13 protein-coding genes are annotated in these 14,593 nt (G+C 59.6%); 8 read left to right on the top strand and 5 right to left on the bottom strand.

Going from position 1 to position 14,593, the window contains the following annotated elements; translation table 11 throughout:
* Positions 1-136: 136 nt before the first annotated feature.
* From PFEN_RS14320 to lon, 3 genes are all read right to left on the bottom strand, one after another.
* The gene (locus PFEN_RS14320) at positions 137-772 is read right to left on the bottom strand and encodes a lysoplasmalogenase (protein ID WP_191487459.1); all 636 of its coding nucleotides are present in this window, start codon (positions 770-772) and stop codon (positions 137-139) included.
* Between the two features lies 1 nt (position 773).
* Positions 774-1,166 carry a protease inhibitor I42 family protein gene (locus PFEN_RS14315; protein WP_191487458.1) on the bottom strand — a complete coding sequence of 131 codons (393 nt, stop codon included), beginning with the start codon at positions 1,164-1,166 and terminating at the stop codon, positions 774-776.
* A gap of 292 nt (positions 1,167-1,458) precedes the next feature.
* On the bottom strand, positions 1,459-3,891 hold the full coding sequence (gene lon / locus PFEN_RS14310; protein ID WP_224770959.1) for an endopeptidase La: 2,433 nt from the start codon (positions 3,889-3,891) through the stop codon (positions 1,459-1,461).
* Between the two features lie 379 nt (positions 3,892-4,270).
* Here lon and PFEN_RS14305 point away from each other — a divergent pair, with 379 nt between their 5' ends.
* The 7 genes from PFEN_RS14305 (at position 4,271) to PFEN_RS14275 (ending at position 12,305) form a co-directional block, all read left to right on the top strand.
* Positions 4,271-6,634, top strand: a complete 2,364-nt coding sequence (locus tag PFEN_RS14305) for a putative bifunctional diguanylate cyclase/phosphodiesterase (RefSeq protein WP_191487457.1) — start codon at positions 4,271-4,273, stop codon at positions 6,632-6,634.
* 83 nt (positions 6,635-6,717) lie between these two features.
* A complete protein-coding gene (locus PFEN_RS14300) occupies positions 6,718-7,359 on the top strand; it encodes a Pr6Pr family membrane protein (protein WP_191487456.1) in 642 nt (213 codons plus the stop codon).
* 152 nt (positions 7,360-7,511) lie between these two features.
* Complete coding sequence (locus PFEN_RS14295) at positions 7,512-8,165, top strand: Pr6Pr family membrane protein (protein WP_191487455.1); 654 nt, start codon at positions 7,512-7,514, stop codon at positions 8,163-8,165.
* Positions 8,166-8,543: 378 nt separating this feature from the next.
* Positions 8,544-10,001, top strand: a complete 1,458-nt coding sequence (locus PFEN_RS14290) for a hypothetical protein (RefSeq protein WP_191487454.1) — start codon at positions 8,544-8,546, stop codon at positions 9,999-10,001.
* A gap of 96 nt (positions 10,002-10,097) precedes the next feature.
* Complete coding sequence (locus PFEN_RS14285) at positions 10,098-11,060, top strand: DUF2599 domain-containing protein (RefSeq protein WP_191487453.1); 963 nt, start codon at positions 10,098-10,100, stop codon at positions 11,058-11,060.
* A 346-nt stretch (positions 11,061-11,406) separates the two neighbouring features.
* On the top strand, positions 11,407-11,637 hold the full coding sequence (locus PFEN_RS14280) for a VF530 family DNA-binding protein (RefSeq protein WP_040070571.1): 231 nt from the start codon (positions 11,407-11,409) through the stop codon (positions 11,635-11,637).
* 62 nt (positions 11,638-11,699) lie between these two features.
* Positions 11,700-12,305: a Pr6Pr family membrane protein gene (locus PFEN_RS14275; RefSeq protein ID WP_191487496.1), complete on the top strand. Its 606-nt coding sequence runs from the start codon at positions 11,700-11,702 to the stop codon at positions 12,303-12,305.
* Positions 12,306-12,459: 154 nt separating this feature from the next.
* Here the strand turns inward: PFEN_RS14275 and PFEN_RS14270 are convergent, their stop codons facing one another.
* Together PFEN_RS14270 and PFEN_RS14265 are read right to left on the bottom strand one after the other, a co-directional pair.
* Positions 12,460-13,242 (bottom strand): siderophore-interacting protein, encoded by a 783-nt coding sequence (locus PFEN_RS14270; RefSeq protein ID WP_191487452.1) that lies wholly within the window; start codon positions 13,240-13,242, stop codon positions 12,460-12,462.
* A complete protein-coding gene (locus PFEN_RS14265) occupies positions 13,239-13,823 on the bottom strand; it encodes a PadR family transcriptional regulator (protein WP_191487451.1) in 585 nt (194 codons plus the stop codon). Before PFEN_RS14265 ends, PFEN_RS14270 begins: the two co-directional genes overlap by 4 nt.
* Before the next feature lie 308 nt (positions 13,824-14,131).
* Here PFEN_RS14265 and PFEN_RS14260 point away from each other — a divergent pair, with 308 nt between their 5' ends.
* Positions 14,132-14,578: a C40 family peptidase gene (locus PFEN_RS14260; protein WP_412071443.1), complete on the top strand. Its 447-nt coding sequence runs from the start codon at positions 14,132-14,134 to the stop codon at positions 14,576-14,578.
* Positions 14,579-14,593: the final 15 nt, after the last annotated feature.

Here is a 14,593-nt window from a genome sequence, read left to right as displayed (position 1 = left end):
ATGCGCGCTTTGTCGGATAAAACGCCAAGCCAACTGTACTGCCATTCAGCTAAGGAAATTTAAAGCCGGGTGCGGTCCTGTGGCGTCCCGACAAGCCCGCTCGCCACAAGCCCGTGCTAGACAGCAAATGGCCCGCTCAGCGCGGCTTTTGGCTGAAGGCAGAGGCCGCAATGCCCCACTGTCCCAGCCAGTAGGCAATAATGATCAGGTGCGGCGCGGCGGCGAACTTGACCACGAAGCGATCAATGCCGATCAGGCTGTCGGAGAAGACGAAGCTCAGTGCGCCAGCGGCCGCCAACAGGGCGGAGCGCCTGGGCACGTCGGTGCCCAGGCGGGCCAGGGCGCGCCAGAGCATGGCGCTGATGGCCAATGCATAAATCGTGACCGGGATCAGCAGGTCGCCCAGGCCCTTGGACATCAGAATGCCGAGCAACCCGGCGCCGATCAGCAGGGCCAGCAGCAAGGGCAGGGGCGCCAGCCGCCGACAGTCGCTCAAATAGGCCTTGAGATAAGCCAGGTGCGCGACCAGGAATGCCGCCAAGCCGAACACGAACAGATCCCCCGGCCAGGCCAGCAGTACATCTCCCAGCAGGGAAAAGATCAGGCCCAGGCCGATCCAGCGGCGATAGTCACCCACCGGTGCATCGTGCAACCAGCCGAGCAGGGCCAGCACCGGCACCGGTTTGGTCAGCAGACACAGCAGTGGCGACTCGATGCTGACCCCGTAGAGGAACGCGGCGGCGCCCATCAGGGCGAGGATCAGCCAGGGCATGTCAGTTCACCGTGATCGGGCAGTCGAAGCTTTGGGCCGGCTCCGCTTCCGGTTCCCAGGGTTGCTGGTAGGTCAGGCGCAAGCGCCCGGTGCCGGCGGCAAAGGCCTGGAAGCGCCAGCTCGATTGGCCTCCGCTGCCCACCAGGCCGCTGTCGTCCGGATTATGGTAGACCTCCGGCCCAAGGCTTTTCAGCACTCCGCCCGCCGAATCCTGGATGGCCCAGCGATAGCCGGTGGTGGGGTTGCTGGGCAGGCTGAGGATCATGGTTTGCCCGGTCTTGAGTTGCATCGGGCAGTCACTTTGTTTATCCAGCGTCACGTTCTGGCGCGGTTGCTGGGCACAGGCGGCGAGCAGTGCAAGGCTTAACGGCAGCAGCAGGCGAGTCGGGGTCATAGTGTCTCCAATCATTACAACGATGACCGAGCATAACCTGTGGAGCCGAACTTGCACCAATGCCTGTGAATCAAGACTGAATAGGCTCCTGTAGGAGCGAGCTTGCTCGCGAAGAGGCCCGTGAGGCCGCCAAAAGCTTCGCGGCGGTGCGGCGATCCGACGAGCCCTGCTCCTGCAGTTCACTGTCGAACACGACATCCGCGCACGACATCATCCTGTAGGAGCAGAGCTTGCTCGCGAAGAGGCCCGTGAGGCCGCCAAAAAACTCGCCGGCAAGCCAGATGCCTGCTGCTTAGAACAAGATCTTCGCCACATCCGAGAAACGCTTGGCGAAGTGCACCGTGATGCCTTCCTTCAGGTAATCCGGCAACTCCTCGAAATGCCCACGGTTGGCGTCCGGCAGGATCAGTTCGAAGAGCTTCTGCCGCCGCGCCGCAATGACCTTTTCCCGCACCCCGCCAATCGGCAACACATGCCCGGTCAACGTCAGTTCGCCGGTCATCGCCACGCCTTTTTTCGGCGGCTGGTTGCGCGCCAGGGACAGCAGCGCGCTGGCCATGGTCACCCCGGCGCTCGGGCCGTCTTTCGGTGTGGCGCCTTCCGGTACATGCAGGTGCACGAAAGCCTTGTCGAAGAACTCCGGATCGCCGCCAAACTGCTTGAGGTGCGAGCTGACATAGCTATAGGCAATCTCCGCCGACTCCTTCATCACCTCACCCAACTGCCCAGTGAGTTTGAAGCCACGGTTGAGCGTGTGGATACGTGTCGCTTCGATCGGCAAGGTGGCGCCGCCCATGCTGGTCCAGGCCAGGCCGGTGATCACGCCGACCCCGGACAGTACCTGCTCGTTGCGGAATACCGGCATGCCCAGCGAGGCTTCGAGATCCTTGTTGCCGATCTTGATCGCCGTGTCCGGAGCATCCAGCAACTTGACCACGGCCTTGCGCACCAGTTTGCCCAGTTGCTTCTCCAACTGACGCACCCCGGCTTCCCGGGCGTAACCGTCGATCACCGCGCGCAAGGCTCCGTCGCTGATGCTCAGGCGGTTTTTGTTGACGCCGGCCTTTTCCAACTGCTTGGGCCACAGGTGGCGCTTGGCGATGGCGAGCTTTTCCTCGGTGATATAGCCCGACAGGCGGATTACTTCCATCCGGTCCAACAAGGGCCCGGGGATCGAGTCCAGGGTGTTGGCGGTGCAGATGAACAGCACCTTGGACAGATCCAGGCGCAGGTCCAGGTAGTGGTCGAGGAAATCCACGTTCTGTTCCGGGTCGAGGGTTTCCAGCAGCGCCGACGCCGGGTCGCCCTGGTAGCTCTGACCCATCTTGTCGATCTCGTCGAGCATGATCACCGGGTTCATCACCTCGACCTCTTTCAACGCCTGCACCAGCTTGCCCGGCTGGGCGCCGATGTAGGTGCGACGGTGGCCCTTGATCTCGGCCTCGTCGCGCATGCCGCCGACGCTGAAACGATAGAACGGTCGCCCAAGGGATTCGGCGATGGATTTGCCGACGCTGGTCTTGCCCACCCCCGGTGGTCCCACCAACAGGACGATGGAACCGCTGATCTCACCCTTGTAGGCGCCGACCGCGAGGAATTCGAGAATCCGCGCCTTGATGTCATCCAGGCCGGCATGATGCTGGTCGAGCACCTTGCGCGCATGCTTGAGGTCGAGCTTGTCCTCGCCATACACCCCCCAGGGCAGGGCGGTGGCCCATTCCAGGTAGTTGCGGGTGACAGCGTATTCCGGCGAACCGGTCTCGAGGATCGACAGTTTGTTCATTTCCTCGCTGATACGCTTTTGTGCTTGAGCCGGCAGGACCTTGTCCTGCAAGCGCTGTTCGAACTGTTCGACATCGGCGCTGCGGTCGTCCTTGGTCAGCCCCAGCTCCTGCTGGATGACCTTGAGCTGTTCCTTGAGGAAGAACTCGCGCTGATGCTCGCCGATCTTGCGGTTCACCTCGGCGGAGATTTCCTTTTGCAGCCGCGCGACTTCGACTTCCTTGCGCAGCATCGGCAGGACTTTTTCCATGCGCTTGAGCATCGGCACGCAGTCGAGTACTTCCTGCAGCTCGTTGCCGGTCGCCGAGGTCAGGGCGGCGGCGAAATCGGTCAGCGGCGATGGATCGTTGGGACTGAAGCGGTTGAGATAATTCTTCAGCTCTTCGCTGTACAGCGGATTGAGCGGCAACAACTCCTTGATCGCATTGATCAGGGCCATGCCGTAGGCCTTGACCTCGTCGGTCGGCTCGCTCGGCTGGTGCGGGTATTCGACCTCCACCAGGTAGGGGGGGCGATGGTGCTTGAGCCAGGTGCGAATGCGCACCCGGGTCAGGCCCTGGGCGACAAATTGCAGTTTGCCAGCTTCGCGACTGGCATGGTGGACCTTCACCAGGGTGCCATACTCGGGCAGGGCCTGGGTGTCGAAATGGCGGGTGTCTTCGCTGGGTGTGTCCATGAAGAACAACGCCAGGCAGTGGTGATCGGACTTGCTCACCAGTTCCAGGGTTTCGGCCCAGGGTTCTTCATTGACGATCACCGGCAGCACCTGGGCCGGGAAGAACGGGCGGTTGTGAATCGGAATGATATAGACCTTGTCCGGCAGATTCTGCCCAGGCAGCGCCAAGCCTTTGCCGGCGGCGCTTGTGGCGGGGGCATCGTCAACGGTGTGTTCGGTGTCGGCCTGTAGGGTCGGATGTTCAGGGAATTCCTGCTGCTCGCTCATGAGGCACCTGCACAGTGATGTATGCCAATTAGATGGGGCGAGCCGCTGGTGGTTTCAATGGGCAGGGGGTATAGCTTTGTGAAAGTCGCTCAATAGTTCATCCATTAACGTTGTATATAAATGTTTTTATATAGAAGTTTTGCTGGCAAGCGCTGGTTGGTCGGCTTTGTCAAAATAGTGGCCATTTGCCTTGAATGCGGCGTAGTCTTCTCTGCGATACCCGCGGATCGACACCTGCAGAACCCTTTCATGCCAAGGTCGGCTCTCACGTTCATGAACCTATGAGTAGTTGCTGCATGGTCCATCCCATCACTGTCGCCGGACGAACCGACGGCGCCGGCTGCGAGTGCTTTCGGCGATGTCTTCGATAAAACTGTCCGTGAAATTGCGAAGCAGCTTTCAGGCGCGGGTCGCCTGTGTCCTGATCCTGCTATTGCTGGTGGTGATCGGTGCGCTGTATTTCAGCGTCAAGGCGGCCACCAACAGTGCGATCCGCAGCCAGGCCAGCGAGCAATTGCAGCTCGGTACCCGGATGTTCGAGCGCTTGCTGGACATCCAGGGCCGGCGCCTGAGCGATGGCGTGCAACTGCTGGCGGCGGATCTCGGCTTTCGCGATGCGGTGGCCAGCGGCGATTCGGCAACCATCCGCGCGGTGCTGATCAATCACGGCAAACGTATCAACGTCAGTGACATGATCCTCCTGAGCATGGATGGCAAGGTCCTGGCCAGCAGCCTGGCCGACTTGCCCGACGGTTCGCCATTCCGCTACGACCAGGCCCTGCGCGAGGCGCGGCGGCTCAAACAATCGACCCTGATCGTGCCCTTGCAGGGCGAGCCGCATCTGCTGGTGGAAGCACCGGTGCTGGCGCCCTTGCCGATCGCCCGGGTGGTGATGGGGTTTTCCATGGACAGCGCGTTTGCCCGCGAGCTGCGTTCGTTGAGCAATCTGGAAGTGTCGTTCCTGACCGTGGACCGCCAGCACCCCGGGCAACTGGTGAGCACCCAGCCGCCGGCCATGGCTCACAGCCTTGAGCAGATGATGCTCGCCAACGCCACGGAACATGCGCAGGTACTGACCGAGTACGAGCAACACAGCTTCCTGAGCAAGACGCTGATGCTGGCCGGCAGTGCCGACGAAAACGACAATCAGGTCATCGCCCTGTTGCAAAGTCCTCTGGATGCGGCGATGCAGGCGTTCGCGCCGCTCGACCAGAATATCCTGCTCATCGCTCTGGTATCGCTCCTGGCGTCCCTGGCCGGTGCCTTGTTGCTGGCGCGCAGTGTGTCGCAGCCGGTGCGGGCCCTGGCCCAGGCGGCGGAGCGTATCGGCCAGGGCGATTACCAGACGCCGCTGGCGCTCCCGCGCAGTGACGAACTGGGACTGTTGGCCACGGCCTTCAATTCCATGCAAAGCGGCATCGCCGAGCGTGAGCAACAACTGGCGCACAATGCCTTGCACGATGGACTCACCGGCCTGCCCAACCGGGCGCTGGCCATGGAGCGCCTGGGCAGCGCGATCAGCGCCGGGCGGCCGGTGGCCCTGGTGTGCCTGGCCATCGACAATCTGCGGGCGATCGGCGACGCCGGCGGTCCCGATACGGTGGACCAGGTGTTGCAGCAGGTCGGCCAGCGGCTGTTGGCGGCCCTGCGTGCTGGCGATACCGTGGCGCACCTGATCGGCGGCGAATTCCTGTTGTTGCTGCAGAATGCCAGCAGCGACGGTGCGGTCGCCACGGCGGACAATCTCCAGCAACTGTTGCTCAAGCCCCGGCGGATTGGCGGGCATGACGTGGCCCTGGATTGCCGGATGGGGATTGCCGCCTTCCCGGGGGATGGTCTGGCCGCGGAGGCGTTACTCAGTCGCGCCGCCATCGCCATGAAAGACGCCGAACAGATCCCCGGCCGTATCCAGGTTTACGAGCAGGGGCGCGACCTGGCGCACCGACGTCAGGTCACTCTGATCCGTGACCTGCGCCATGCCGCGGCCAATGGCGAGCTGCTGCTGTATTACCAACCCAAGCTGGATCTCCGCCTGGGGCGCGTGCATCAGGCCGAAGCCCTGTTGCGTTGGCAGCATCCGCAGTTCGGCATGGTCTCGCCAGCGGAGTTCATCGTCCTGGCCGAACGTACCGGCAGTATCCAGACCCTGACCCGCTGGGTCGTCGAGGAGGGCATACGCCAGTTGTCGGAGTGGAGCCAGCGGGGGCTGTGCCTGCAATTGTCATTGAATATATCCGCGGACGATCTGCTCGGTTCCGACCTGGTCGACCGTGTCCTGGCGTTGCTCCAGGCCCACCGGCTGCCGGCCGAGCAATTGATTTTCGAGATTACCGAAAGTGCGGTGATGCGCGAGCCTGAGCAGGCCTTGAAGGTCTTGCATCGGCTGCGCGAGTGCGGCATCAGCTTGTCGGTGGATGACTTCGGGACCGGTTACTCGTCGCTGGCTCACCTCAAGCGCCTGCCCGTGCAGGAGCTGAAGATCGACCAATCCTTCGTCCGCGACCTGGATGAAACCAGTGAGGACGCGGTGATCGTCCGCTCGACCATCGAGATGAGCCACAACCTGGGGCTGAAGGTGGTTGCCGAGGGCGTCGAATACGCCCACAGCCTGCGCTTGCTGGAGCGCTGGCACTGCGATACGGCCCAGGGGGACCTGATCAGCCAGCCGTTGACCGCGGCGGCGTTCGAGGCCTGGGTTGCCGTGCCTCTGAGCGCGTCGCTTCGCTCAACGCCACTGCTGTAGGAGAAGGCTTTCGCCAATCGGCGCTTTCCGGGAATCGATGACGAACGGCTATGCTTCAGTAGAGAGAGCCAGGAGCCAAGCTCATGAGCGATGACTGGGTGTTGACGCACGGCTGGCGTGGGATCGCCCTGAAAGGGGCGGCCTTTCTGGGCTGGGTTGCATTGGCCATTGAGCTCTATCAGAACTGGCAGACCGAGAAGAGCCTGCTGGGCGGGCTGGATCTCTTCTTCAGTTATTTTACGGTGCTGACCAATATCCTCGCGGCGGTAGTGCTGAGCTACGCGGCGACAGCGGGGCGTTCGGCTGGGCGTCGGTTCTTTCTCAAACCCTGGGTTCAGGGCGGCGTGTCGGCCAGCATCGTACTGGTCGCGCTGGTGTACAACCTGTTGCTGCGCGTTCCGGTGAGCGACCGGGAGTTCCAGTGGGTACCCGATGAGTTGATGCACGATGTGATGCCGGTGCTGTTTCTGGTCTATTGGTGGTGCTGTGTGACCAAGGGGCGCTTGCAATGGTGGCATATGGCGCTGTGGCTGATCTTTCTGCTGGCCTACTTCGTTGACATCCTGGTGCGCGGCCGGCTGATCGATGCCTACCCCTATCCCTTCATTGAAGTCGACAGGCTGGGTTATCCCCAGGTGTTTATCAATGCCGGCTGGGTACTGCTGGGATTCGTGCTGGTGTCACTGGCAGTGATTGCGCTGGATCACTGGCGCGGTCAGCGCTGATCGGTTGCCGTTGGTCAGGACTGTCATTTCTGACAGTAGAGTCTTGTCCCGCATTCTTCTAGGGTCTTGCTCAACAGACAACCTGTTGCATGAGCGCCCAACCGATTGGGGCTTTGCCGTCGCAGGTGTCGCGTAGCCAGGAGCCAGGGGTCATGAACGACGAGATGGTGCTGACACAAAGCGCGGGTGGGATAGCGGTGAAAGTCGCGGCGGTGCTGGGATGGTTTGCCTTGATCCTCCAACTCTACCTGATCCTGATGTCACGCTGGCAGGCAGGGAAAGGCCTGTTGGGTGGGGTGGACATTTTCTTCAGTTATTTCACGGTGCTGACCAATATCCTGGTGGCGCTGGTGCTGACCTGCGCGGCGACGTCGGGGGATTCGGCGCTTCGGCGTTTCTTTCTCAAACCCTCGGTCCAGGGCGGCGTGGCCGCTGCCATTGTGCTGGTCGGGCTGGCGTACAGCCTGCTGTTGCGCAACACCTGGAACCCCCAGGGCCTGCAGTGGGTGGCCGACGAGCTGCTGCACGACGTGATGCCGGTGCTGTTCGTGATCTATTGGTGGTTCTGCGTGCCGAAGGGCACCTTGCAATGGCGGGATCTCTGGCCGTGGCTGCTCTATCCGTTGGTCTATTTCATTTATGCCCTGGTGCGTGGCTACTTTGTCGGCTCCTACCCCTATCCTTTTATCGAAGTGGACCAGTTGGGTTATCCACAGGTGTTTATCAATGCGCTGATGGTGCTGGTGGCGTTTGTGGTGATCTCTCTGCTGGTGGTGGCCCTGGACCGGTGGAAGGGCAAGCGCTGATCACATCGGCGCAGGGACATGAACCGGAGGGGATGCTTCCGGCTGTGCCTCGCGTATCGCAATCGTCGGTGTTACTCCCGTCCCATGTTTCCTTGGTGCGTGGCGAGGCATCACTACCGTTGGTCAGGACTGTCATTTCTGACAGTAGAGCCCTGTATTGCGTTCTTCTAAGGTATTGGTCAACAGACAACGTGTGTCATGAACACTTGACGTTATTCAATTTTTTCGCGCTCTTGCAAGGTTGATGGAGTTTGCTGTGCTGTTATAAGCAATGAATTGAATAATCGTTGGTCGTCGTATCGCCGTATGAACCACTGGGTGAAATCGTTGCAATGGAGTGGGTGTTCTCACTGTTATGTAATGGACGAAGGTGGTTTCATGAAGAAGATACTATTTCTTTTGGGGCTTGGCCTGTTTGCGCTGTGCCATCAGGTCTCTGCTCAGTGGGTTTCAGGTAATCCGGGCAGCTCGTTGGATGACGCTAATACGGTATTAGCCGATATTCGCGCTCGCTATTCCAATTTGGCTGAGAATTGCGGCACTAATAATAGGCCGGCCTTTCTCTGCAGTGGTGTAATTCTCCGGGTCAGCAAAAAATCCGATCGCTATCGGGTTTGGGATCCCAGCCCACCCTCCCGGGAGCGCGGTGGCGTGGCCTTTTCCTATCTGAGGGCAGATGCAAAGTTTCAGACGTTTGCCTGGGGCTTTACGAATGGCTACATTTTTTATCCAAAATTGTCTGCCCCGGTTAATAAGCTCTCTATCGGTGTTATTTGCTCGTTCCCCATGGATTCATGGGATTGGCATCGTGACGTCTTGTGTGGAAGCATTACGCTGGAGAATAATAAGTACAAGGATGTCAGCCGCCCTTGTCAGGCACAAGGTATTGTCAATGCGGATCAATGGGCGACTCACTGGAATCAGTCGACCAGTGGTAATGCACATTTGGAACAATGTGGTTTTGATGTGGCGAGCGGTACGTTGGACAGTGCGGTTTTTTTTAACGAGTCTCTCAAGGCCAAGCAAAAGGTCAATGGTTTCTACGAGTGGAATGAATTGCAATTGACGACCTGGCCTCAAGGCAGTGCCAGTACGCTACCTCTTCAGGCATTCTTTTATTCTGATTCTGCCGGTCTGGTGGATGCCAGGTCCAATCAGAAAGAATTTTATACCGATAGTGGGGGAATCGTCGTTCCGGTTATAAAAGTCAGCCTTCCTGCCTCGTCGAATCAGGATGTCACCTTCGAATTTTATCCCCGTGATCAGGAAGTCACCGCGGGACCAGGGACAATGCCGGCGTATTCAGACTCTCCGTGGATTTTCAGTCCGGTTGACGGCACGATTGCAACATCACCCTTCAGAATCTCAGGGAAAAGCGCGGCGGGCGCGACCGTTGACGTGTGTCTGGAAGGCGGCGGGTACTGTTTTGACAAGCGTGTGGCCGATGCCAATGGATACTGGTTCATCGATGTCGCTCAGTTCGACTCGGGCACTTATAAGATCACGGCACGGCAAACACTCAATGGACAGGTATCGAGCTGGGCGAATAACCGAGCCTTCATGCTGTTGGATCCGTCCAGTATTTCCAGTCCCACTGAAGGATCGCCTGTGTCGTCACCCTTCATGATTTCAGGGAAAAGCGCGGCGGGCGCGACCGTTGACGTGTGTCTGGAAGGCGGCGGGTACTGTTTTGACAAGTCGCTGGCCGATGGCAATGGAAACTGGTTTATCAATGGCGCTCAGTTGGGCTCGGGCACTTATAAAATTACGACACGGCAGACACTCAAGGGGCAAACCTCGAGTTGGGCCAGTAACCGAACGATCACGGTCCCCTGAGTTCTGGAAAACAAGGGGCCTATTCGAAGTCGCCCTGGTGGTTGATTTTTGCCCGGGTGAATGATCAGGTCGGCCGTTGGCGGACAGGGAGTGAAAATGAGAACTTATATTTTTGTGTTGTTGTTTGTCATACGTATTTCTTATGCTCTGGATCTCAGTCCCAATGCCATTGGTGGGCAGGGTAATATACCGGCCAGGGACAGTGTCATAAATTTCAGTCTTGCGGATGGGGATTTCTCATCGAATCTCAGTTTGCCCGATGCGGCGCCTGATGCAACACGCATTACCATTAATTCGAATGCAACTTATAAAAGCGTGCTGTCCTTGAAAAATACCGATGTGGGCGTTGATGCCATCAGTGTTGAGAAAAAAGACAGCTTTTCATTTGTCTATAGTGCTTCGCGCCAAAAATGGCGGGTGCAAACGGTCAGTTATAGCCCCAATAGCCAGGGCAGTACCATTCCCGATCTTTCCGGGCAAAAAATCATTCGCTATAGCGTCGCCGATGGTAACTGGGCAGCTGCCGTGACCTTGCCGAACAGCGCACCTGACGGAAGTGTTGTGTTGTTTGATAGCACGGCTACTTACAGTTCGCAGATCAGTCCGGTTAATACCAGTACTGGCAAGCTGGAGGTGAAAACTGGCGAGCGTTACTCATTGGTGTATCGGGCCGATTTGAAAAGCTGGTCGGCGCTGCGGCGGGACGCGAACGATTCGCCTGTCGCGGGGGATACTGGCGTCTGTACGCAATATATAGAGTCGGCTTCATGGATACAGCGCTACGACCCCGGGACTCAAAAGAATGAGTGGAGCTTGTCGGTAATACCCACAACCTGCGGTAGGGCCATACAATCTGATCAGACCAATGCCGAATATGCTGAGCTTGTTCGGAAATTTGGCAATGATTGGCAATGGAAAAACAATGATGGTGGAGGGATGCGCCGCCAGTTGGTTTGCCATCTGACGATTGCTCGCGATAAAACGCCTTGGAATCTGGAACCCTACAGACCCGATGTGACACATGACGTTTCGATCAGCAGCGGTTGCAATCCACATTGAGACGTTGCTGCCTTGTTGTGCCGTTCTCCGGCACGGTGCAGGGGCTGGGAGAGACAATCAGCAAGGCAGTGACCAGCGATATTGGCTGAGCGCGCGGAGAAGCACAAAACCAGAGGCTTTTCCGGTTCCAGCACTAAACTTGAAGCAAGAGCTGCCGCGGTGCTGATCGCCAGTCTGTCGGCTTGCGCATGGATTGTCGCTTGCACGCACGCCGCGCGCCGTATCAGAGCGCTCCCACAGTCATTTCAGCTGCGGGACGGCTTGTCTTCGCCCGTGGCTCTTCCCCCCGCCCCACGGCTCGGCTAAGGTGCGCGGCTTCTTCCCTTTCCTGACCTGAAGGCCTGGCATGACGGCATCGAACAACAACCCTTTGCATGGCGTGACTCTGGAGCAGATCCTCAATGCCCTGGTGGCCCATTACGAATGGGAAGGGTTGGCGCAACGCATCGATATCCGTTGCTTCAAGAGTGACCCGAGCATCAAGTCGAGTCTGACTTTCCTGCGCAAGACGCCATGGGCACGGGAGAAGGTCGAGGCCCTTTATATCAAGCTGGCACGGACCAAGCGCGAGTTGTGAGGGCGGGCGAAGCGATACGCCGCGCTGTGCGAGCATCGGGCGGTTGGCGGCGGGTCCTGTTGATGGGGGCGGCGCTGCTGGGGTGGAGCGGGCTGGCGATCCAACTGTACCTGCTGCTGATTTTTCGCTGGCGGGTGGAGGCCAGCCTGATCGGCGGCCTGGTGACCTTTTTCAGCTTTTTCACGGTGCTGACCAATACCCTGGCGGCGACGGTGCTGACCTGCGAGGTGATGTCACGAGACTCAGCGGGCCGCCGTTGGTTTCTCAGGCCGACGGTGCAGACTGGCGTGACGGCGAGCATCGTGGTGGTCGGGTTGGCCTACAACCTGTTGTTGCGCCATCTGTGGCATCCCCAAGGGTTCCAGTGGTTGGCCGATGAGCTGCTGCACGACGTGATGCCGCTGCTGTTCGTGGTCTATTGGTGGGGCTGCGTGAAGAAGGGCACTTTGCGGCTGTCGGATGGGCTGCCCTGGGCGATCTATCCGGTGGTCTATTTCGCCTATGTGCTGTTACGCGGACAACTGATCGGGGTGTATCCGTATCCCTTCGTCGATGTGGATAAGTTGGGTTATCCACAGGTGTTTATCAATGCCGGGCAGATTCTGTTGGGGTTCTTGCTGGTGTCGGGGGCGTTGATTGGGGTGGATCGGTGGCGGGTTGGCAGGTAGAGCTGCGGTGTCTGTACTGACGCTTTCGCGGGCAAGCCCTGCTTCTACAGTTTCGCGGTGTCCACTGACCTTTTGTGTACGACACAAACCTGTAGGAGCAGGGCTTGCCCGCGAAGAGGCCCTTGAGGCTTGCATCAACCTCTCTGTTGTCTGATCAGTCTTCGGCGCTGTCGTCCAGCTTCCAGTAGCCGACCGCTTTGAGAAACTCCTCGTTCAAGCCATGGCTGCCCAGCAGCACCTTGCGGATCTTGCGTGACAGTGCCGCCTCGGTCGCCACCCAGGCATACAGGCGGCCTTCGGGGAGGCTCAGCTGTTCGATGCTGCGCAGCAGATCCTGCTCCGGCGCATCACGCCGCACCCAGGTCACCTCGACCTGCGCCGGGCTCTTCAGTACCTGTTGTTCAGCAGCGTTCTCCACCTCGATCAGCACCCGTGCCCGCCGGTTGGCCGCCAGGCCTTCCAGGCGCCGGGCAATGGCCGGCAGCGCGGTTTCGTCGCCGATCAACAGGTAGCTGTCGAAGATATCCGGCACCACCATCGAGCCGCGTGGCCCGCCGATAGTGAGGTACTGGCCGGGCGTGGCCTGGGCCGCCCAGGTTGAAGCCGGACCATCACCGTGCAGGACGAAATCGATGTCCAGTTCGCCGATCTCCAGGTCATAACGCCGTGGGGTGTAGTCACGCATGGCCGGCAACGGGCCGTTGTCCTTGGCCCCCAGCACCATGGTTTCCAGCGCGACCTGTTCGACGGCGTTCTGTGGGAAAAATACTTTCACATGGTCATCCGTGCCCAGGCTGACAAAGCCCGCCAGCTCCGGCCCGCCCAGGGTGATGCGGCGCATGCGCGGGGTGAGGTCGACGACTCGCAACACCTCCAGGCGTCGGCGCTTGATTTCGTGCATGACGCGGTGAATCCCTTGTTGGCTGACTGCATTCATTCCGATTTCTCCGAGCATGCCGGGGCGGATACCGGCCCATCGACGATGGCCTTGGCGGTATTGTTCAGCAGGTCGCGAACCCGCAGGATTTCTTCCGGGCTCCAGCGGCCGTTGTGCAGTTGCAGGGCGTGGCGCAGGTTGTGCACCGCCTCGTGGATTTCCAGTGGCCGCTCATGGCCGCGCAGCGAGCGCTTGCTGACATCGATGCGCATGCGCACGCCGTCAAGGGCCACGGCCTGTTCGATCAGGGACTGGCGTCCCGCGTCGGTCACGGTGTAGCGCTTTTTTCCGGCGGCGGCGTCGCCGATGATCAGTTCGCTTTCTTCGAGGAAGGTCAGGGTCGGGTAGATCACGCCGGGACTCGGGCTATAGGCACCGTCAAACATGCCTTCGATCTGGCGGATCAGGTCGTAGCCGTGGCACGGCTGCTCGGCAATCAGCGCCAGCAGCAACAGTTTCAGGTCGCCGGGGGCAAAAACCCGGGGGCCGCGCCCGCCGCGTTCGCGGCCTGGGCGGCGTTCGAAACCGTCATGGCCATCGCCGAATTCGCGAGGGTGGTGGTGATGGGGGTGCTCTCTCATTGCTCTTCTCCTGTCTGGTTAAGATATACCTTAAGATATATCTTAAGTGCGCGGCAAGAAAAAATGACGAACGGACGCTCGGCTTGGTTGCGCTCGTAGACTTGGTCGACATTTGTTGTGTTTTCCGTTTGCCTCTAGAGATTTCCCCTACGCAAATCGAAGAAAAACACTCTAATCAAGCGTCGGGACAGCTCTTTACCATGCCGCCTCGTGTCAAAAAGGCGGGACTTATCGTGTCCAGTTTCTTGTTAGGAGCACTTCTGTGGGTGTCGCCGGGCCTGTTCCTGTCGGCTCATGCCGCCCTTGATGTGGCAAACCCGGGTTCGTCGGTCAAGGTGGTCCAGGGGATGCGGCCCAAGGCCGCGCCGGCACCCATCGACAATGTCGTGGGGCGTGCCCATGAGCTGATCGGCACGCCCTACCGTTGGGGCGGGATGTCGGTCAGTGGCTTCGATTGCAGCGGCTTGCTGGTCTACCTCTTCCAGCAGGAGGCCGATATCAAGCTGCCGCGTACCACCGTGGCGATGCGGCGTTCCAACGCCAAGACCATCGAGCGGAAAAACCTCAAGCCCGGCGATGCGGTGTTCTTCCGGCGCAATGGCCAGAACAACGTCAATCATGTCGGGCTCTATGTCGGCGGGGGCCAGTTCATTCACTCGCCCCGCAGCGGCAAGACGGTGCGTATCGATTCCCTCAGCAATAGCTACTGGAAAAAGAACTACACCCTCGCCAAGCGTTTTCACAGCGCACGCTGAGGCTTTTCTCGCGCC

The organism is Pseudomonas sp. FEN (genome assembly GCF_904067045.1).
GTDB lineage: Bacteria > Pseudomonadota > Gammaproteobacteria > Pseudomonadales > Pseudomonadaceae > Aquipseudomonas.
Note: the sequence above shows the minus strand (reverse complement) of the source record. Positions and strands in the feature narration are given on the sequence as shown.